Genomic DNA, 18,204 nt, shown 5'->3' on the forward strand with positions numbered 1-18,204 from the left:
CAATTATCAATTGTCCATTACAGTTACAGTTTAGGAGGAAACACATATGGCAAAAGATAAAGGGCCGCTGCCCACCGCGGCGCCGGCTTCCGACAAGAAGCGGGCTATCGATACCGCTATGGCCCAGATCGAGAAGATGTATGGCAAGGGTTCCATCATGCGCTTCGGCGACAAAGCGGACCTGAATGTGGACTTCATCCCCACTGGCTCCCTGGCCCTGGACGTGGCCCTGGGCATCGGCGGCCTGCCCAAGGGCCGCATCGTGGAGATCTACGGACCGGAGTCCTCCGGCAAGACGACCCTGGCCCTTCATGTGGTGGCCGAGGCCCAGAAGCGGGGAGGCGAGGTGGCCTTCGTGGACGCGGAGCACGCTCTGGACCCCACCTACGCCCGTGCCCTGGGGGTCAACGTGGAGGAGATGCTCATCTCCCAGCCAGACACCGGCGAGCAGGCCCTGGAGATCACCGAGGCCCTGGTCCGCTCCGGCGCCATCGACGTGATCGTGGTGGACTCTGTGGCGGCGCTGGTGCCCCGGGCGGAGATCGAGGGCGAGATGGGCGACAGCTATGTGGGCCTCCAGGCCCGGCTGATGAGCCAGGCCCTGCGGAAGCTAACCGGCGCCATCGGCAAGACCAACACCATCGTCATTTTTATCAACCAGCTCCGTGAGAAGGTGGGCGTCATGTACGGCAACCCGGAGGTCACCACCGGCGGCCGGGCGCTGAAGTTCTATTCCTCCGTCCGCATCGAGGTGCGCCGCATCGAGGCGCTGAAAAACGGCAGCGAGATCGTGGGCAACCGCACCCGGGCCAAGGTGGTGAAGAACAAGATGGCGCCCCCCTTCCGGGAGGCGGAGTTCGACATCATGTACGGCGAAGGCATCGCCCGCATCGGCGAGCTGGTGGACCTGGGCGTGAAGCTGGACCTGGTGCAGAAATCCGGCTCCTGGTTCTCCATGGGGGAGACCCGCATTGGCCAGGGCCGGGATGCCGCCAAGAAGTACTTGGAGGATAACCCGGAGATCGCCGCCCAGCTGGAAGCGGATATCCGCAAGAACTTCGATAAGCTGATGAGCAATCAGGCCCGGATCGCCGCCAAGGCGGCGGGCCGCGCCGTGGACGTGAGCGCCGACGATTTCAAGGATGAGGATTGACCGGATCGAATCGTCCAGGCATAAGCGGGGACGGGTCCTGGTCTTTCTGGAGGACGGCGCCTGCCTGAAGATCACAGAGCAGGAGCTGCTGGATTTCGGCCTCCGGACCGGAGATGAGCTGGACGGCGGAACGCTGGCCCGTCTGAAGGAGGCCGCCGGAGTTTCCAACGTGAAGGCCGCGGCGGCGGACCTCATCGGCAAGCGGGCCATGAGCCGCGCCAGTCTGGAAAAGAAGCTGCGGGAAAAAGGGGCCTCCCAGGCGGAGGCCCGGTACGCCGCCGAGTGGCTGGAGGCCATCGGCGCCATCGACGACGCGGACTACGCTGCCCTGCTGGCCCGGCACTGCGCTGACCTGGGCTACGGCCCTGCCCGCATCCGGGACAAGCTCTATGAAAAGGGCGTTCCCCGGGAGCTGTGGGACGACGCCTTGGACCGGCTTCCGGACCCGGCGGAGCAGATCGACCGGTTTCTGGAGAGCAAGCTCCGGGGGCAGCTGCCGGACCAGCGGGAGAAGAAGCGGCTCAGCGACGCGCTGATCCGCCGGGGCTATTCCTGGGGTGATGTGAAGGCGGCCTGGAACCGGCTGGGGTCTGAGACCTGGGAGGACTGACCCCACTCAGTCGTCGCCTGCGGGAATGTCCTCTGCCAGCTCCGCCGCCAGACGGACGCCGAAGAGGATGCCGGAGCGGAAGGCCTCGGCATGGCGTTCCTGCGTCAGGATCTGGATGGCGTCCTGCAAACACCAGGCGGTCTGCCGGTCCAGTGTGTTCAGGATATCCAGGATCCGGTTTTCCTCGTGGGAGCAGGGCGGCTCCAGAGCCGCTTTTCCCAAAAGGCGCATGTTTTCACCGTAGATCATGGCGGTCAATATATTAGACATAAAAGTGTCCCTCCCCATTGAAAATGTTCCTTTAAGTGGAGTATACTCCACTTAAAGGAACAAGTCAAGAGGTAATCATGAAAACAACCGTTTTATTAAAGGATAGAGTGCGTAAACTGCGGAAGCAGGCAGGATTGAGCCAGCAGCAGCTTGGAGAAGTCCTTGGATTAACTCATAAATCCATCAGTATGTTGGAAAGCGGAGACCGCAGCACGACTATCGAAAAGCTGGTCGTTTTGGCGGAGTATTTCCATGTCTCCACAGACTATCTGCTGGGCATCACCGACGACCCCGCTTGGCGGGGCGGACCACTTGAGTAAACCGGAGGAAACCATTTTGGGTTACAACATATCATTTATCTCCCTGGGCTGCGCCAAGAACCAGGTGAACTGCGAACAGATGATGGCCGCCGTCCAGGCGGCGGGCCACGCCATCCAGGCCGCCCCGGAGGGGGCCGACGTGGTGGTGGTGAACACCTGCGGTTTTCTGGCCTCTGCCTGCGAGGAGGCTATCGACAACATCCTGGAGATGGCGGAGCTGAAAAAGGCGGGCCGGGTTAAGAAGATCCTGGTCACCGGCTGCATGGCCCAGCGATACAAGCAGGACGTGCTCAGCGAGCTGCCGGAGGTGGACGGCGTCCTGGGCACCGGCAGCTACGGCGACATCGCCCAGGCCATCGACGAGGTGATGGCAAAGGGCCTGCGGCCCTGCCACCTGGGCAACATCCACACCGCCAACCAGAGCGGGGAGCGCATTTTGTCCACGCCTCCCTGGTACGCCTATCTCCGCATCGCCGAGGGCTGCGACAACCACTGCGCCTACTGTGTGATTCCGTCCCTCCGGGGCAAGTACCGCAGCCGCCCCATGGGGGAGCTGCTGGACGAGGCGGCGGAGCTGGCCTCCGCCGGGGTGAAGGAGCTGCTGGTGATTGCCCAGGATATAACCCGCTACGGCACGGACCTGAATGGGGAGCATCAGCTGGCACAGCTCCTGCGGGAGCTGTGCAAATTGGACTTCCACTGGATCCGCTTGCATTACCTTTATCCCGACGAAATCACCGGCGAGCTGATCGACACCATCGCGGAGGAATCGAAGATCGTCAAATATCTGGACATTCCCATCCAGCACTGCAATGACGGCATTTTGAAGGCCATGAACCGCCGGGACACCAAGGTGTCCCTGACGGAGATGCTGGGCAGGCTCCGGGACCGCATTCCCGGCCTGGTGCTGCGCACCAGCCTCATCACCGGCCTCCCCGGTGAGGGGGAGGCGGAGTTCGAGGAGCTGTGTGCTTTCCTGCGGGACGTGAAGATCGAGCGGGCCGGGGTGTTCCCCTTCTCCCCGGAGGAGGGCACCAAAGCCGCCCTGATGGATCATGTGGACACCGAGGAGGCCCAGCGCCGGGCAGAGCTGGCGGTGGACGTCCAGTCCGATGTCATCGACGCATACAACGAATCCCTTTTGGGTGAGGAGCGGGAGGTCCTGTGCGAGGGCTTTGACGGCCAGATGTTCTTCGGCCGCAGCTACGCCGAGTCCCCGGACATCGACGGCCGCATCTGGTTCGCCGCTGACGAAGAAATTCAACCCGGTACTTTTGTGACTGTCCGCCTCACCGGCACTATGGACGGCGAGCTGACAGGGGAACTGGCATGAGCTCGCCGCTGGAGGTCATCCCCGGCGTGGGGCCCCGCATCGCCAAGGTCATGGAGGCCATGGGCATCCGGCAGGTGTTCGACCTGGCGGGCCGGGACCCGGAAGAGCTGTATCGTCGGGAGTGTTTGATGAAGGGCTATCGGGAGGACCGCTGCGCCCTGTATGTCTGGCGGACGGCAGTATACTACGCCGAACACCCGCAGCCGGACCCGGAAAAATTGAAGTGGTGGTACTGGAAGGACAAGCCGTACCCAGAGGAGGAAAAGCCATGAATTTGCCCAATAAGCTGACGATGCTGCGCATCCTGCTGATCCCTGTGTTTATGGTAGTATTGTACTGGGACTTTCCCGGCGCGGCTTATGTGGCGCTGGTCATCTTCATCGCGGCCAGCCTGACGGACCTGCTGGACGGCAAGATCGCCCGGGCCAGGAACCTGGTGACGGACTTCGGCAAGTTCGCCGACCCTCTGGCGGACAAGATGCTGGTCACCGCCGCCATGCTGTGGTTCGTGGAGTGCGGGCGGATGCCCGCCTGGATGCTGCTGATCGTCATCTGCCGGGAATTTGCTGTCAGCGGCCTGCGGATGATCGCCAGCGACAAGGGCCGGGTCATCGCCGCCGGGTGGTCCGGCAAGGTCAAGACCGCCTCCACCATGGTCTGCATCGTGGTGATGCTGCTGCTTGGCCCCGAGATCGCCTGGGCCGCTTCCGATCCCCTTACCGCCATGCCCATCGGGTGGCTCTCCTGGATCGACCCCGTATGCGGCTGGATCATCACCCTGACCACCCTGTACTCCGGCGTGGAGTATTTCATGAAAAACAAGGACATCATCGCGTCCTTTTGAAAAAACCGCCGCCCCGGCCGGGCGGCGGTTTTTCTATGCTTGGAAACGGCGGAGCCAGAGCAGCATCGCCATGCCGCCCAGCCATACCGACAGGATATCCCAGGGGTCCGACACGGACCTGGCCAGATACAGAGGTGTCACAACCTCCCAGAAAGCCCCACATCCCAGCAGAAACAGGGAGGCGGGCAGGACCCGCCGCACCGGCGGACGGCGAGCCGCCGCCAGCAGGGCGTTCAGAATGCACAGCATCAGCCCGCCCGCCAGAAAATCTGCCCCATACCAGGCCAGCAGGCGGCTGCCGGTGAGGGGAACCAGCAGAAAGCGGTTCAGGGCGTAAGCGGCGGCGGGGGCCGCCATAGGCGGCAGATATCGCTTCACCATCTTCAGAAGATAGAGAGGATCAGCAGCGCCAGAATGACGGCCCCTACCACGCCCCAGAAGCCGATGCCGCCCTCCTTGGGCAGCTCCGGCAGGTCCATGGCCTGGGGCTTTTGGAGCAGCGCGTCCTCCTCCTCACCGCAGTCCTCCACGATCCGCAGGTCGAAAATGCCCCGGTCCAGATGGGAAGTGATGTACTGGGCGGCACTGTCCGTCAGGCCCCGCCGCAGCACGGCGCGGTAATAGCCGCTGCCGTTGGCTTCGGGAATGAGGGCCAGCGATTCCTCCGGGGAGAGGCCGCAGTATTTGTTTAGCTCCTGGGTGTATTGTTCCTTGCGGCTGACGGACCAGAGGGAAGTGGTGACGGCGTACCGCGGTCCCCGGGGCGGGGTGTCCGGCAGATGGTAGCCGCAGACAGGACAGATGGTGCCCTTCACCTCTCGCCCGCAGCAGGAGCAGGTATCCGGCATCTGGTAGGCGGGAGCGCCGCCCTCCTTGGGCTCCTTGCCCAGCAGCACATAATCGGCGGAGACGTGGAGCGCCTCGCACAGCCTGGCGACGGTCACGGCGTCGGGGATGGTCTGTCCGCTCTCCCATTTGCTGACGGCCTGGCGGGTGACGCCCGCCAGCTCGCCCAGCTGCTCCTGGGTCAGCCCGGCGGCCTTCCGCACGGCGGCGATCCGGTCTTGTAATTCCATGGGCCTCTTCTCCTTTGTCCATTGAGGATATTAAAGATATTATATGACATTGGCCTCCCGGTTGACAAGCGACAGGACATGGAAATCTGTCAACTCCCTGTTGACAGGCCCATGAAAGCTCCTGTATCATACAGGATTTGCCCAGTTTTGGGCTTTTTTTGCGGCTTTCGCTCTTCCAAAGCTATTGACAAGGCGAAAGGACGGTGATAAGATACCACTTGATATGAAAAGGCATGGAAAAGGACGCTGTCCGGGAATGACCGCAGAGAGGGGCCGCCGCTGGCTGTAAGCGGCTCTGGCCGGAACCGGAACCAGTCACCGCCTTGGAGCCGCCCACCGATATGTAGGCTGGGACGGGACCTCCCGTTACAGAGGACACGAGCGGCGCCGCGAGGCGCAAGCAGGGTGGAACCGTGGAGTATGATGCTTCACCCCTGAACGGCAGGGGTGGAGCATTTTTTGCTGATACGCCCCAATAGGATCGAAAGGAGCACTTTACAAATGTCTGAAGAAAATCTGTATACCTTTGAAAACGAGCAGTACCGCCGGACTTACTGGCATACCTGCTCTCACGTCCTGGCCCAGGCCGTCAAGCGCCTGTACCCGGAGGTGAAGCTGGCCATCGGCCCCTCCATCGACGAGGGCTTCTATTACGACATGGACTCTCCCTTCCCCTTCACCCCCGAGATCATGGAGAATATCGAGGCGGAGATGCGGAAGATCTGCAAGGAGAAGCTGAAGCTGGAGCGGTTCGAGCTGCCCCGGGAAGAGGCCATCAAGTTCATGGAGGAAAAGGGCGAGCCTTACAAGGTGGAACTCATCAACGACCTGCCGGAGGACGCCGTTATCAGCTTCTACAAGCAGGGCGAGTTCACCGACCTGTGCGCAGGCCCCCACGTGGACTCTACCGGCCGCATCAAGGGCAACGCCATCAAGCTGACCGCCTGCAATGCCGCCTACTGGCGGGGGGATTCCAGCCGCAAGCAGCTCCAGCGCATTTATGGCGTGGCCTTCCCCAAGAAGGAGGAGCTGGACGCGTATCTGAAAAACCAGGAGGAGGCCCTGAAGCGGGACCACAACAAGCTGGGCCGCGAGCTGGAGTATTTCACTACCGTGGACTGCATCGGTCAGGGCCTGCCGGTCCTGCTGCCCAAGGGCGCCCGGGTCATCCAGCTTCTGCAGCGCTGGGTGGAGGACACCGAGCAGAAGCGGGGCTATCTGCTGACGAAGACTCCTCTGATGGCCAAGAGCGACCTCTATAAGATCTCCGGCCACTGGGATCACTATCTGGACGGCATGTTCGTCCTGGGCGACCCCCACGACGAGACCAAGGAGTGCTTTGCCCTCCGGCCCATGACCTGTCCCTTCCAGTATCAGGTGTTTTTGAACCGGGGCCGCAGCTACCGGGATTTGCCCATGCGCCTGGGCGAGACCAGCACTCTGTTCCGCAATGAGGACTCCGGCGAGATGCACGGCCTCATCCGCGTCCGCCAGTTCACCATTTCCGAAGGTCATCTGATCCTCCGCCCCGAGCAGCTGGAGGAGGAGTTCAAGGACTGCCTGGATCTTGCCAAGTACTGCCTGGGCACCGTGGGTCTGCTGGATAAGTGTACCTTCCGGTTCTCCCAGTGGGACCCCGCCAATCCCAACAACAAGTACGAGGGCACCGCGGAGCAGTGGGAAGAGGCCCAGCGGGTCATGGCCCAGATCCTGGACGATCTGGATGTGCAGTACACCGTGGGCGTTGACGAGGCTGCCTTCTACGGCCCCAAGCTGGACATTCAGTATAAGAACGTCTACGGCAAGGAGGACACCCTGGTTACCATCCAGATCGACATGCTGCTGGCCGAGCGGTTCGGCATGTACTATATCGACGAGAGCGGCGAAAAGAAGCTGCCCTATATCATTCACCGCACCTCCCTGGGCTGCTATGAGCGGACCCTCGCCTATCTGATCGAGGAGTACGCCGGTGCCCTGCCCACCTGGATGGCGCCGGAGCAGGTCCGTTTCCTGCCCGTCACCGACCGGGCTGTCGATTACTGCGCTGATCAGGCCAAGAAGCTGGAGGCCATGGGCTACCGCGTCACGGTGGACTACCGCAACGAGAAGATCGGCAGGAAGATCCGGGACGCCCAGATGGAGAAGATCCCCTATATGCTGGTGGTGGGCGACCGGGATATGGAAGCCGGCACCGTCTCTCCCCGCCACCGCGCTGACGGCGATCTGGGCGCTATGAGCTTTGACGAGTTCGCAGCGCTGCTGAAAGAAGTTGTGGACACCAAGGCGAAAAAGTGAGAATCTTTCCAGGCCCCTGCCGAAATATCCGGCGGGGGCCTTTCCTTATTATTAGGAGCCTGGAAATCCCTTTTGTGTTGTGGACCTGGGCACTGGCAATTTCACTGATTACGGCTTGCAACGAAAAAGCGGCCGTGGTAGAATCAACTCGTCAAACCGGAAAATCGAATCTGCAGAGGGGGCAGTATGGAAATCAAAATACTTGAGTATGATTTTTCAATATGTAAAGTGGCCAACTATTCATTCGTTGATTTTGAAAGCAAATATTGTTTTACTGGCAAAACGGATGAAGAAAATTCACTGGTATGCATGACTGATGATGTTCCAGTGAATACAACGGAACGCGATGATGGCTGGAAAGCTTTTAGAATACAAGGGATCCTTGATTTTTCGCTGATAGGGATATTGTCTGAAATATCAACTTTGTTAGCAGAAAATGAAATTGGAATTTTTGCTGTTTCAACTTACAATACGGACTATATTTTAACAAAAAAAGAGAACTATGATAAAGCGATAGAGGTATTACTTGAAGCGGGATATCATATCGTTTAACATGACTTCCAATTTGCCGGGCAGTTACCTATTATGTTATGGGTTACTGCCCGTCTGGTCACTTCCATGAAAATTTTGAAGGCCGACTTCCATCAACAAAGGTAGAGGAAGTCCTGACGTTGATGGCAATTTAGCCAATGGGACGACGGCGGCGAGCAGGGGACTTGTGCACAATGACGTCCTGTGCAGAGTAGACCTCTCAAAAATGCAAAAGAATTGCCAAAATGCAGGATGGAGACCGTCAAATTGCAAAAAATTAGAACAAAAATGAAAACAGGGCTTGAAAAATGAAAGAGATTGCGATATGATATGCAAGTACCTGCAAGACCCCTGGATCAAACATGAAAAGAGGATTTTAAGATGAAAAAGTTTCTGTCTTTGCTGATGGCCGTTATGATGATGGCCACCGTGCTGGCCGGCTGCGGCGGTGAGAAGAAGACCGACGCCCCTGCCGCCGCTCCTGTGGACACGGATACCGTGGCCGTGGGCGCTGTGGTCATCGCCCGGGACGACGTGCCTGAGGAGGATGTCTACACCTTCGTCTCCACCATTTTTGAGAACCTTGACAGCATCACCGAGCAGCACGCCAAGGGCGGTGAGCTGAGCTTGGAGTTCGCCTCCTCTGTGACTTCCGTGCCTTATCACCCCGGCGCGGCCAAGTATTTTGAGGAGAAGGGCATCACTGTGGCCTCCGTCAAGGAAGGCGCGGGCACCGGCGAATCCAAGGCCCTGACCTTCGGCACCGGCGGCGAGTCCGGTACTTACTACGCTTTCGGCGGCGTGCTGTCCAGCTATGTCTCCAACAACAGCGGCGTCTCCGTCACCGCCGTTACCTCCGACGGCTCCAAGGCCAATATCGAGGACATTGCCTCCGGCAACGTGCAGCTGGCCTTCGTCCAGTCTGACGTGATGAGCTACGCCTACAACGGCGAGCGCCTGTTCGACACCGCCGTGGAGGGCTTTTCTGTGGTGGCCAACCTGTACATGGAGCAGGTCCAGATCGTTACCACCAATCCTGACATCAAGTCCGTGGCCGACCTGGCCGGTAAGAAGGTCTCCATCGGCGCTGCCGGTTCCGGTGTGTACTTCAACGCCATCGACGTGCTGGGCGCCTATGACCTGACCGAGGATGACATCAAGCCCGTGTTCCAGAGCTTCGGCGACAGCGCCGACAGCCTGAAGGACGGCAAGATCGACGCCGCCTTCATCGTGGCCGGCGCGCCCACCACCGCCATCGTGGACCTGGCCACCGCCGGTGACGTCTATCTGGTGAGCCTGGACAAGGAGCACAGCGACAGCCTGATCGACTCCTCCCCCTATTACAGCGCCTATACCATCCCTGCCGGGACCTATTGATTTCCCCGGCGGCAAGCGGAATGTAACCGGCAAGGGTCACACCTGATCGATGTGGCCCTTGCCGCTTTGAAAGGGCCGCGGCCCGCGGCCTTTTCAAAACGGCAGGACGCCGGTGTGTGTCTGGCTTCAGCACGGGCAATGCCCGTCCGGCGGGTCTATGGTCCGCCGCTCCGCAAACTGCGGATATTCAAGTGTATTGTCTATAACAATCATCCTGAACGGAGGTCACTGATATGAATGAGAAAGACAAGACCGGTCTGCCCCCGGAGGGGACGGAGACCGGCACCGCCGCGGAGATGGAAGCGGTCATGCGGAAGTATGATCGGGAATCCGCGACCCGCATCTGGGAGGGGAAGCCCAAGCTGATCGTGCGCTGCGTGATGGCGCTGTTTTCCATCTACTGCATCTGGTCGACCCTGTACAGCACGGCGGACCTGCCGGTCCGGCTGACGGCTTTCTTGGGCCTCATTACCGTGATGGGCTACCTGACCTATCCCGCCAAGACCCATCATGTCAAGCCCAACTCCATGCCTTGGTATGACGTGGTGCTGATGGTGCTGGGCGCGGGGTCCTTCTTCTATTACTGCTTCAACTATATGACCATCGTCAAGACGGTCACCAGCGCCTCCAAGATGACGGCGTTTTACGCCATCATCGGCATCGTGGGCATCGCGGTGCTGGCGGAGCTGTGCCGCCGGTGTGTGGGCATCCCCATCCTCTGCGTGGTGGGCGTGCTGCTGGTGTATACCTTCGTCAACGGCTTCCAGGCCCAGGGCATCGCCAACTGGCAGCAGGTGCTGTACCGCATCGTGTACACGCTGTTCTACGGCACCTCCGGCGTGTTGGCCACGCCGGTGCAGGTGTGCGCCAAGTTCATCGCGGTGTTCATCATCTTCGGCGCATTCCTGGAGCGCACCGGTATCTCCAACTTCTTCATCGACCTGGCTAACTCCGTGGCGGGCAGCTCCTCCGGCGGTCCCGCGAAGGTGGCGGTCATCTCCTCCGCCCTGTGCGGCATGGTGTCCGGCTCCTCCGTGGGCAACACCGTCACCACCGGCTCCGTTACCATCCCCATGATGAAAAAGACCGGCTACAAGGGCGAGTTCGCCGGCGCGGTGGAGGCCGCCGCTTCCACCGGCGGACAGATCATGCCGCCCATCATGGGCGCTGCCGCCTTTTTGATGGCAGAATATATGGATGTGACCTACGGCGAGGTGGCCCTGCGGGCCATCCTGCCAGCCGTGCTGTATTTCACCGGTATTTTCATCTCCGTCCATCTGGAGGCTAAGCGCCTGGGCCTGAAGGGCATTCCCCGCGACCAGCTGCCTAAGATGAAGATATTGATCCGCAGCATCTATCTGCTGGCGCCCTTGGTGCTGCTGGTGTGGATGGTCTCCACCAATATCCGTTCTCTGCAGTTCTCCGCCTCCGTGGCCATCGTGGTGGCCATCCTGGTGAGCCTGCCCGGCACCATTCTGGAGAGCCGGGACCAGTCCGGCGCTGCCAAGCGGGCCGTGGCCAAGACCTTTTCCACCATCGTCAGCGCCCTGGAGGCCGGTGGCCGTGGCTGCATCACCGTGGCCGTGGCCTGCTCCATGGCGGGCATGGTGGCTGGCTGCATTACGGTCACCGGTCTGGCCTCCCGTCTGGTCAGCGCGGTGGTGAACATCAGCAACCTGATCCCCATCCCCTGGCTGTCCCTGTTCATTGCGCTGTTCCTCACCATGCTGTGCTGTATCGTGCTGGGCATGGGAGTGCCGACCACCGCCAATTACTGCATCATGGCCTCCACCTGCGCGCCTATCCTCATTGAACTGGGCATCAGCCGCATGGCCGCCCATTTCTTTGTGTTCTACTTTGGCATCGTGGCGGACATCACGCCTCCCGTGGCCCTGGCGGCTTACGCCGGCAGTGCCATTGCCAAATCCGACCCCATGAAGACCGGCATCAACGCCACCAAGCTGGCTATCGCCGCCTTCATCGTGCCCTATATCTTTGCCATGAACCCCGCCATGCTGTTCATCGATACCAACGCCCTTCAGGTGGTGCAGATCGTGGTCACCTCCCTGGGCGGCCTGTTCGGCATCGCGGCGGCGCTGAACGGCTACCTGTATCAGAAGATCAACGGCCTGTTCCGCTTCCTGCTGGTGGCAGGCGGCCTGTCCATGATGATCCCTGGGACCCTGACCGATGTGGCGGGCTTGGTGGTCGTCATCGCCATCGTCCTCTATCAGCGGGCGGCGGCCAAGCGGGCCAAGGCATAACGACCTAACGAATCACCGCTCCGGCCAACCGCCGGAGCGGTTCCGCGTATCAGGCGTTTCTGTGGGGCAGGAGGGGGAGGCGTGGCTGGCGCGGAAAATTTTTCAGGATCGGGAACCCACGGCCCATCTTTTCCGTCTAAAAAAAGGAGACTGTTTAGGACTCGTATTCACAATCGTTGGACACCGCCTGGGCGGATCTTTTTCCGCCGGGACTGCGTCGATTTTCCATCCATACGACAGTATGTCTGCAGAAATCTCCTTGTCTGACGAAAAAATCCCTCGCTCATCCGGCATTCCCCGGGCATGAATACGGGTTCTTACAAAACTGTTACCGTTTTGTTGTTGTTTTCTCAAGAAAACTGTACTAGCATAAGTGATACAGTTGTATCGAAAAAGGAGTAGAGCCTATGTCGGAAATCATGGAGAGAGACCAGGCGGAGCTGGCGGAGAACGCCGCTCCTGAGACCTCCGCGCCCCCGGAGACCGCCGGGACGGAAAAGAAACCGTCTCTCAAGGAAAAATGGAAGGGCATCCCCAAGAAAAAACGGCGGCGGATCGTCCGCTGGATCGTGGTGCTGCTGGTGCTGGCGGCAGTGGGCCTGGCAGCTTGGAAGCTGCTGGGCGGCAAGGGGGAAGAGGAATCCCAGGTCATCACTGACATGGTGCGGTATGGTTCGATCACCTCCATGGTGGAGGGCAGCGGCCTGACCCGCGCCAAGAGCAGCGAGACCATCAATCTCTCCACTGCCGGTACGGTGGTGGATGTGATGGTAAGCGAGGGCCAGCAGGTGACCGCCGGCACGCCGCTGTTCACCATCGATTCTCCCGCGGCTCAGACCGCCGTGGAGAAGGCCCGCAGCAATGTGGAGGGCTTTGAAAAACAGCTCTCCCAGGCCCAGAAGGACATTGCGGGACTGAACCTGTCGGCGGGCTATCCCGGCAAGCTGATGGAGACCGTGACCCTGAACCCCGGCGACACCATTTCCAAGGGCGAGAAGGTGGCCGTCCTGGCGGACGACACCCGGATGCGCCTGACCCAGTATTACAGCTATGCCTACGCCGGAGACCTGAAGGCCGGACAGACGGTGGACGTGTCCATTCCGGCCCTGATGAGCACCATCCCCGGCACGGTGGAGGCGGTACATATGGTCAGCCGCATCACGCCGGAAGGCTCCAAGCTCTTCTCCGCCGAGATCATTTTGCAGAACGAGGGCGCCCTCTCCGCCGAGATGACGGCCTCCGCCACCGCCGTGGTGAACGGCGAGACGGTCTATCCCTATGAGCCGGGCAAGCTGGAGTATTACCGCGTGGGCGACCTGTGCTCCACCGTCAGCGGCACCGTGATCTCCAGCGGCCTAGTGGATTACCTCCAGGTCTCCGCTGGTCAGGTGCTGGTCCGCATCGACGGCGAGGAGAGCGAGAGCGAGATTTTCACCATCCAGCAGAGCCTGGAGAGCGCCCAGGAGGAGTTAAAAACCGCCGAGGAGAACCTGGCCAACTGCAATGCCGTGGCTCCCATCGACGGCACGGTCATCGGCCTGACCATCCAACCCGGCGACGAGGTGGCGGCCAATACCGCTATCGTCACCATCTCCGATACCTCCACTATCACTGTCAGCGCTGATGTGGACGAGCGCCATATCAGCTATATCAAGCCCGGCATGAGCGTGGATCTGGATCAGTGGGGCACTATGGGCTTCGGCATGGTGGAGACCGTCAGCCTTTCCTCCACCGTCAACAACGGCGTGGCCAAGTATCCCATTACCATTTCCGCTGACAACACGGAGGGCACCATCCAGGTCAACAGCTACATCAACTACTCGCTGGTGGCCAGCGAGAACGACAACTGCCTGGTAGTTCCCATCCAGGCGGTGAAAATGGTCTCTCTGGAGGACGGCTCCACCGCCAACGTAGTGTATGTAGGCGGCGAGCGGCCGGAGAACGCCGTGGAGGTCCCCATGATCGACGAGGAGATCCCGGAGGGCTACTGGCCGGTGCCGGTGGAGATCGGCATCCAGGACAACTATAACGTGGAGATCAAGTCCGGCGTGGAAGCGGACACGGAGATCTTTGTGCAGATCCAGCGGATGGGCATGTACTACTGAGGGCGGCGCCATGGCACATTTGATTGAATTGCGCGGCGTTTTCAAGATCTACGGCGAGGGCCTGGAGAGCGAGGTACGGGCGCTGGACGGCGTGTCCCTGACCGTAGATCCCGGCGAGTTCGTGGCCATCGTGGGCCAGTCCGGCTCCGGCAAGTCCACCATGATGAACGTGCTGGGCTGCCTGGACATCCCGACCCGGGGCGACTATTTTCTGGACGGCACCGACGTGCGGGAGCTGACGGACAAGGAGCTGAGCCACATCCGCAACAAGCAGATCGGCTTCATCTTTCAGCAGTACAATCTAATCCAGAGCCTGACGGTGCTGGAAAATGTGGAGCTGCCTCTGATCTATCAGGGTATCAACGCCGACGACCGTTACGACCTGGCCATGGAGGCGCTGGAGCGAGTTGGGCTGGCGGGCCGGGTGAAGCATAAGCCCACGGAGATGTCCGGCGGACAGCAGCAGCGGGTCGCTATTGCCCGGGCCATCGCCACCAAGCCTCCCATCATCATGGCCGACGAGCCTACCGGTGCTTTGGATTCCCGCACCGGCCACGAGGTGCTGCAATTTTTGCAGCAATTGAATAAAGAGGGCAGCACCGTCATCCTGATAACCCACGACAACGGCATTGCCGCCACCGCCCGCCGCTGCGTGCGGCTCCAGGACGGAAAGATCGTGGAGGACAGACAACAGGAGGTGGATTGGCTTTGAATATCCGGCAGGCCATCAAAATGGCGTGGAAATCCATCCTGGGCAAAAAAGGCCGGTCCATGCTGACCATGCTGGGCATCATCATTGGCATCGGCGCGGTGATGACCATCGTCTCCGCTATGAACGGCTACAAGGAAAAGACCATGGAGCAGTACAAGGCCATGGGCAGTGACCAGCTGCAGGTGTCGATCTATTCCTGGATGTACGACGAGGATGGCAACAGTCTGGCTCCGGACTACTTCCCGGATCTGTACGACTACTGCGTGGGTCTGGAGGGCGTGGTAGGCGTGACACCCAACAGCCGCTCCTGGGATCTGACGGTAAGCTACGGCACCAAGAACAGCTCCAATATGCAGGATTATCAGGTCGATGAAAAGGGTAACGTTGTGGGCGACATGCCGCCCAACGTCTATCTGGTCAGCGACCAATACAGCATGTGCAGAAATCTGACCATTGCCAGGGGCCGGGACCTGTCGGTGCTGGATACCCGGAACTATAATCAGGTCTGTGTACTGGGCGCCAGGGCGGCCAAGACCTTCTTCGGCTCCGCGGACCCGGTGGGCAAAACCATGCAGGTCAATGGCTGCAAGTTCGATGTAGTGGGCGTTTACGCTTCCCGCATCGAGGGCGAGGACTACCAGAGCGTGCGGGTCGATAATTTCATCATCCTGCCCTATACCGCCCGACGGGTCCTGGGCGGGGAGCAGCCCACGGACTTTATCGTCAAGTGCAGCAACAGCGATGTGATGATGGAAGTCAAGAGCAAGATCGAGGGCTTCCTCAAGGGCCTGGTGGACCGCAATACCGGCGACGCCTATGTGGACATGGAGAACTCCTGGCAGCAGTACGAGGCGGAGCAGATGGGCATGATCTCCCTGGTGCTGGGCGGCATCGCCGCCATCAGCTTGCTGGTGGGCGGCATCGGCATTATGAACATCATGCTGGTCACGGTGACGGAGCGGACCCGGGAGATCGGCATCCGCCGGGCCATCGGTGCCCAGCGCAGCAGCATCGTGACCCAGTTCCTGATGGAGGCCGCCATGCTCTGCGGCATCGGCGGCATCCTGGGCATCGGCCTGGGAACGGCGGGCAGTGTGATCGCCGGCAGGCTGATGTTCCAAATGACCATCTACCCGGCGGTCTGGATCACCGTCTGCGCGTTCTCGCTGTCGGTGGCTCTGGGCATCATCTTCGGCATTTATCCGGCGGTCAAGGCCGCCAATCTCCAGCCTGTGGAAGCGCTGCGGGCGGAATAAGGGAGAGAGGAACTATGAAAAAACGTATTTTGAGCTTTCTTCTGGCGGTGTGTGCTGCCGCGTCGCTGCTGGTCCTTCCGGCTCAGGGAGCGGCGGTCACCAGATTTTCCGATGTATCGGACCAGACCACCAGTACCGCCGTGGAGGTGCTGCGGCTGATGGGCGTGCTGGACGGCTACAAGGACGGCACATTCCGTCCCGACACCCAGCTGACCCGGGCGCAGTTCTGCAAAATGGCGGTCTACGCCATGAACGGCAGCAGCGAGCTGGGGATGCACCGCACCGTTACCGTGTTCCCGGACGTGAAGCCCTCCCACTGGGCGGCGGGCTATATCAACATGGCGGCCAAGGGGAAGAACATCATCGCCGGATATCCTGACGGCAAATTCTATCCCGAGCGCAAGGTCACGGTGGGCCAGGCGGTGACCATCCTGCTGCGCATGCTGGCCTATAAAGACGAGAACGTGGGCGGCGTGTGGCCGGACAGCTATATGGCCATGGCCCAGACCATCGGCCTCACCGAGGGCATCCGGGCCGGCGGCAACGATGTGCTGACCCGCGCTCAAGCGGCCCGCCTGTTCGTGAACCTGCTGTCCGTGGACAAGCAGGAGGGCGGCAAGCTGTATACCCTCAGCGAGGAGACGGACCTGATCTCCCTGGATGGCGGCAGCGGCACCATGAAGACCTCCACCGAGAGCTACACCATGGTCCATCCCACCGATTCCAGCAGTCTGACGGGCAGCCGGGGCAGAGTGGTCCTGGCCGACGGCAAGGCCCTGACCTTCCTGCCCAATTCCACCGGCACCGGCATCGGCAGCGCCAGTGCGGCGGTCATCATCTATGCCGACGGCTCCGGCGCGGGTCTGGAGGCTCTGGCTGGCACCACCGGCTATACCATCTACAAAAACGGGACACCCGCCACAGTGAAGGACCTGCGGAAGAACGACGTGGCGACCTACTATCCAGCCACCAACTCCATTCTGGTGTGCGACGCCCGCCTCAGCGTCTACTATGAGGACTGCACACCCAATCCTACCAATCCCACCAAGATCACCGCGCTGGGGCATGAGTTTCAGGTGCTGCCCACTGCCCAGGACAGCCTGGCCCAGTTCAAGCCCGGCCAACAGATGACGCTGCTGCTGACGGCGGACGGGCAGGTAGCTGGCGCGGCCAAGCCGGAAGGCACCGTCCGCAGCAATGTGGTGGGCGTTGTAGAGGATGGCGTGGTGCAGCTGTTGTGCGGCACCACCATGATCCCCATCCAGACGGAAGCCGCCAAGGATTTCGAGAGCCAGGTGGTCCGGGTCTCCTCTATCCAGAAGGACCGGGTGAATCTGAGCCGCGCCACCGGCAACGCCACCGGCGACCTGAAGGTGGCAGAGCGGAAGCTGGGCGGCAAGAAGCTGACGGACAACGTGACCATCTATCGGGACGGCAAGCTGATCACGCTGAATCAGCTGTCGGCCAGCGTGGTGCCCAATGGGCAGATCCTCTACGCCCGTACCAACTGGGCCGGCCAGGTGGACTTGATCGTGCTGCGGGGCGCTCTGGACGACACCACCATCTATGGCCGGGCCTTCTGGACCTCCAGCCGTGAGGAGATCTACGTCAAGGATGAGAACGGAAAGGGTCCCAACGACGAGGGCTATATCGAAACCACGGAAACGCTGTACACTGAGGCGCTGGGCGTGGAGACGCCCACGCGGAAGGTGGGCCCCTTCAAGATGAAGTACAATGTCCAGACCGGCGACTATGTGGCGGCGAAGCTCAACCGGAATGAGAGCGGCTTCTCCAGTATGGTGAAGCTGACGGAGCTGAAGGACGTCTCCAACAACGCTTGGATCGGCGACACGGCGGTGACCTTCGGCAGCCGGACCTACATCGTAGACCCGGACACCGTGCTGTGCTACAACCGGGATACCAAAGATTGGGTGTCTTTGGAGAAGGCCCGGGACTACGCAGATCAGGCAAACCTCTACGTCCAGGACGGCGTGGTACGTGTGATCGAGGTAAAGGCCGCTTCCAAGTAAGAGTCAGGCAAGAACTTTTTGGGAAGGC

17 protein-coding genes are annotated in these 18,204 nt (G+C 60.6%); 14 read left to right on the top strand and 3 right to left on the bottom strand.

Features of this window, described 5'->3' with window-relative positions:
- The first annotated feature begins 46 nt into the window (after nucleotides 1-46).
- Together recA and Q0Z69_RS10000 are read left to right on the top strand one after the other, a co-directional pair.
- The gene (recA, locus tag Q0Z69_RS09995) at nucleotides 47-1,153 is read left to right on the top strand and encodes a recombinase RecA (RefSeq protein ID WP_298032839.1); all 1,107 of its coding nucleotides are present in this window, start codon (nucleotides 47-49) and stop codon (nucleotides 1,151-1,153) included.
- Nucleotides 1,143-1,763: a regulatory protein RecX gene (locus Q0Z69_RS10000; RefSeq protein ID WP_298032842.1), complete on the top strand. Its 621-nt coding sequence runs from the start codon at nucleotides 1,143-1,145 to the stop codon at nucleotides 1,761-1,763. Before recA ends, Q0Z69_RS10000 begins: the two co-directional genes overlap by 11 nt.
- A 6-nt stretch (nucleotides 1,764-1,769) precedes the next feature.
- Here Q0Z69_RS10000 and Q0Z69_RS10005 read toward each other — a convergent pair whose 3' ends face one another.
- Complete coding sequence (locus Q0Z69_RS10005; protein ID WP_298032845.1) at nucleotides 1,770-2,033, bottom strand: hypothetical protein; 264 nt, start codon at nucleotides 2,031-2,033, stop codon at nucleotides 1,770-1,772.
- Between the two features lie 77 nt (nucleotides 2,034-2,110).
- Between Q0Z69_RS10005 and Q0Z69_RS10010 the strand changes: the two genes are divergently transcribed.
- From Q0Z69_RS10010 to pgsA, 4 genes are read left to right on the top strand one after another with little or no spacing between them, the layout of a single operon-like run.
- The gene (locus Q0Z69_RS10010; protein WP_298032847.1) at nucleotides 2,111-2,353 is read left to right on the top strand and encodes a helix-turn-helix domain-containing protein; all 243 of its coding nucleotides are present in this window, start codon (nucleotides 2,111-2,113) and stop codon (nucleotides 2,351-2,353) included.
- 16 nt (nucleotides 2,354-2,369) lie between these two features.
- Nucleotides 2,370-3,686 carry a 30S ribosomal protein S12 methylthiotransferase RimO gene (gene rimO / locus Q0Z69_RS10015; protein ID WP_298032849.1) on the top strand — a complete coding sequence of 439 codons (1,317 nt, stop codon included), beginning with the start codon at nucleotides 2,370-2,372 and terminating at the stop codon, nucleotides 3,684-3,686.
- On the top strand, nucleotides 3,683-3,958 hold the full coding sequence (locus Q0Z69_RS10020; RefSeq protein WP_298032851.1) for a helix-hairpin-helix domain-containing protein: 276 nt from the start codon (nucleotides 3,683-3,685) through the stop codon (nucleotides 3,956-3,958). The genes rimO and Q0Z69_RS10020 overlap by 4 nt, the downstream gene beginning before the upstream one ends.
- Nucleotides 3,955-4,530: a CDP-diacylglycerol--glycerol-3-phosphate 3-phosphatidyltransferase gene (pgsA, locus tag Q0Z69_RS10025; protein ID WP_298032854.1), complete on the top strand. Its 576-nt coding sequence runs from the start codon at nucleotides 3,955-3,957 to the stop codon at nucleotides 4,528-4,530. The genes Q0Z69_RS10020 and pgsA overlap by 4 nt, the downstream gene beginning before the upstream one ends.
- Before the next feature lie 33 nt (nucleotides 4,531-4,563).
- Here the strand turns inward: pgsA and Q0Z69_RS10030 are convergent, their stop codons facing one another.
- Together Q0Z69_RS10030 and Q0Z69_RS10035 are read right to left on the bottom strand one after the other, a co-directional pair.
- On the bottom strand, nucleotides 4,564-4,911 hold the full coding sequence (locus tag Q0Z69_RS10030) for a hypothetical protein (RefSeq protein WP_298032857.1): 348 nt from the start codon (nucleotides 4,909-4,911) through the stop codon (nucleotides 4,564-4,566).
- Between the two features lie 2 nt (nucleotides 4,912-4,913).
- A complete protein-coding gene (locus Q0Z69_RS10035) occupies nucleotides 4,914-5,606 on the bottom strand; it encodes a helix-turn-helix domain-containing protein (RefSeq protein ID WP_298032859.1) in 693 nt (230 codons plus the stop codon).
- A gap of 501 nt (nucleotides 5,607-6,107) precedes the next feature.
- Between Q0Z69_RS10035 and thrS the strand changes: the two genes are divergently transcribed.
- The 8 genes from thrS (at nucleotide 6,108) to Q0Z69_RS10075 (ending at nucleotide 18,176) form a co-directional block, all read left to right on the top strand.
- Nucleotides 6,108-7,901, top strand: coding sequence for a threonine--tRNA ligase (gene thrS, locus Q0Z69_RS10040; protein WP_298032862.1), 1,794 nt, complete (start codon nucleotides 6,108-6,110; stop codon nucleotides 7,899-7,901).
- 186 nt (nucleotides 7,902-8,087) lie between these two features.
- Nucleotides 8,088-8,453, top strand: coding sequence for an ACT domain-containing protein (locus Q0Z69_RS10045; RefSeq protein ID WP_298032864.1), 366 nt, complete (start codon nucleotides 8,088-8,090; stop codon nucleotides 8,451-8,453).
- Nucleotides 8,454-8,813: 360 nt separating this feature from the next.
- Nucleotides 8,814-9,809 (top strand): TAXI family TRAP transporter solute-binding subunit, encoded by a 996-nt coding sequence (locus Q0Z69_RS10050; protein ID WP_298032866.1) that lies wholly within the window; start codon nucleotides 8,814-8,816, stop codon nucleotides 9,807-9,809.
- 233 nt (nucleotides 9,810-10,042) lie between these two features.
- Nucleotides 10,043-12,073, top strand: coding sequence for a TRAP transporter permease (locus Q0Z69_RS10055; RefSeq protein WP_298032868.1), 2,031 nt, complete (start codon nucleotides 10,043-10,045; stop codon nucleotides 12,071-12,073).
- 407 nt (nucleotides 12,074-12,480) lie between these two features.
- Complete coding sequence (locus Q0Z69_RS10060; protein ID WP_298032870.1) at nucleotides 12,481-14,178, top strand: HlyD family efflux transporter periplasmic adaptor subunit; 1,698 nt, start codon at nucleotides 12,481-12,483, stop codon at nucleotides 14,176-14,178.
- A 10-nt stretch (nucleotides 14,179-14,188) separates the two neighbouring features.
- The gene (locus Q0Z69_RS10065) at nucleotides 14,189-14,890 is read left to right on the top strand and encodes an ABC transporter ATP-binding protein (RefSeq protein WP_298032873.1); all 702 of its coding nucleotides are present in this window, start codon (nucleotides 14,189-14,191) and stop codon (nucleotides 14,888-14,890) included.
- Nucleotides 14,887-16,146 (top strand): ABC transporter permease, encoded by a 1,260-nt coding sequence (locus tag Q0Z69_RS10070; protein ID WP_298032874.1) that lies wholly within the window; start codon nucleotides 14,887-14,889, stop codon nucleotides 16,144-16,146. Before Q0Z69_RS10065 ends, Q0Z69_RS10070 begins: the two co-directional genes overlap by 4 nt.
- Nucleotides 16,147-16,160: 14 nt before the next feature.
- Complete coding sequence (locus Q0Z69_RS10075; protein ID WP_298032876.1) at nucleotides 16,161-18,176, top strand: S-layer homology domain-containing protein; 2,016 nt, start codon at nucleotides 16,161-16,163, stop codon at nucleotides 18,174-18,176.
- Nucleotides 18,177-18,204 lie beyond the last annotated feature (28 nt).

The sequence above is a fragment of the uncultured Dysosmobacter sp. genome, from assembly GCF_947631165.1.
In the GTDB taxonomy this organism is placed as follows: domain Bacteria; phylum Bacillota; class Clostridia; order Oscillospirales; family Oscillospiraceae; genus Oscillibacter.

Coding starts and splice junctions, on each gene's coding strand:
- Q0Z69_RS10075 (WP_298032876.1), top strand. CDS start 16,161: ATGAAAAAACGTATTTTGAGCTTTCTTCTGGCGGTGTGTGCTGCCGCG.
- Q0Z69_RS10050 (WP_298032866.1), top strand. CDS start 8,814: ATGAAAAAGTTTCTGTCTTTGCTGATGGCCGTTATGATGATGGCCACC.
- Q0Z69_RS10055 (WP_298032868.1), top strand. CDS start 10,043: ATGAATGAGAAAGACAAGACCGGTCTGCCCCCGGAGGGGACGGAGACC.
- pgsA (WP_298032854.1), top strand. CDS start 3,955: ATGAATTTGCCCAATAAGCTGACGATGCTGCGCATCCTGCTGATCCCT.
- recA (WP_298032839.1), top strand. CDS start 47: ATGGCAAAAGATAAAGGGCCGCTGCCCACCGCGGCGCCGGCTTCCGAC.
- Q0Z69_RS10020 (WP_298032851.1), top strand. CDS start 3,683: ATGAGCTCGCCGCTGGAGGTCATCCCCGGCGTGGGGCCCCGCATCGCC.
- Q0Z69_RS10065 (WP_298032873.1), top strand. CDS start 14,189: ATGGCACATTTGATTGAATTGCGCGGCGTTTTCAAGATCTACGGCGAG.
- Q0Z69_RS10010 (WP_298032847.1), top strand. CDS start 2,111: ATGAAAACAACCGTTTTATTAAAGGATAGAGTGCGTAAACTGCGGAAG.
- Q0Z69_RS10005 (WP_298032845.1), bottom strand. CDS start 2,033: ATGTCTAATATATTGACCGCCATGATCTACGGTGAAAACATGCGCCTT.
- Q0Z69_RS10000 (WP_298032842.1), top strand. CDS start 1,143: ATGAGGATTGACCGGATCGAATCGTCCAGGCATAAGCGGGGACGGGTC.
- Q0Z69_RS10060 (WP_298032870.1), top strand. CDS start 12,481: ATGTCGGAAATCATGGAGAGAGACCAGGCGGAGCTGGCGGAGAACGCC.
- Q0Z69_RS10030 (WP_298032857.1), bottom strand. CDS start 4,911: ATGGTGAAGCGATATCTGCCGCCTATGGCGGCCCCCGCCGCCGCTTAC.
- Q0Z69_RS10045 (WP_298032864.1), top strand. CDS start 8,088: ATGGAAATCAAAATACTTGAGTATGATTTTTCAATATGTAAAGTGGCC.
- thrS (WP_298032862.1), top strand. CDS start 6,108: ATGTCTGAAGAAAATCTGTATACCTTTGAAAACGAGCAGTACCGCCGG.
- Q0Z69_RS10035 (WP_298032859.1), bottom strand. CDS start 5,606: ATGGAATTACAAGACCGGATCGCCGCCGTGCGGAAGGCCGCCGGGCTG.